Source organism: Massilia sp. CCM 8734 (assembly GCF_011682155.1).
GTDB lineage: Bacteria > Pseudomonadota > Gammaproteobacteria > Burkholderiales > Burkholderiaceae_D > Telluria_A > Telluria_A rubra.
In genome coordinates this window covers 1-855 of the sequence record NZ_WHJI01000153.1, presented here as the reverse complement: position 1 = coordinate 855, position 855 = coordinate 1, and the positions used below count along the sequence as shown (strand labels likewise).

Here is an 855-nt window from a genome sequence, read left to right as displayed (position 1 = left end):
GTTGTCCTTGGTCTGCTGGTAGGCATTCCAGCCGCCCGACTGGGCGTTACGCAGTTCTTCCATGTCGTTCGCGTCGAAGCGCTCAAGCTGCTCGCCACGCAGGCGCTGGCCAGCCTCGTCACCTTCGTCGTACGCCCGGCGCAGTGCCGCCACCAGCATGTCGTACTCTTTCAGCACCGCATCGTCGCCCTTGCTCTTTGGCACGGAGCGGTCCAGGAAAATCAGCTGCGTCCCGCGGTCGGTGTTCCATTTTGAATAGATGCGTTTGACCTCGTCAGCGATACGGTCGAGCTTGCCGCCTACTTCTTTGCTCTTGGAATACGGGTCGGCCGCGCGCACGTCAAGCGACACCTTGCGGGCGCGGTCCATGAGGCGCAGGCGCGACTTGTTGCGCTCGTACGGGTCCTTGATTTCCGGCAAGGCATCGAAGCCCTCCAGCACCTCGTTCAACAACCCAATTTGCGCCTTGGTAGGCTCGACCACGACGGACTGACGATCGCCACCGACCACGCGCGGGATGGGGAATTGCTCCCCATTGTTGTCTTCCGCGTAAGCTTTCTTGATGTCCTCATTGTCTACCGAATCGGTAAAGCTATAGTACAGGTCCATCAGCGAACGCATGTTCGACCACGTCCGGCCAAGGCGGTTGACCTCTTTCAGGCGCCCCGTCTCGGTTGGCTCCCAGCCGGCATCGGTGCTGACGAACTGTGCACGCCAGGCGTCGAAGTGTTCCAGGCCCAACTCGGCCAGCTCGTCGGCTGCGAGGAAGCGCATCATGTTGTACATCTCGACCGCCGAATTGGAGATCGGCGTGCCGGTCATGAACGTGACGGTGCCCTTCGGCGACTCGCGCAG

Annotated in this window: 1 pseudogene; it reads right to left on the bottom strand. The window is 61.3% G+C overall.

What is annotated here, in order from left to right:
• Window positions 1–855, bottom strand: a pseudogene (locus tag F2P46_RS35980) (hypothetical protein); the annotation flags it as partial.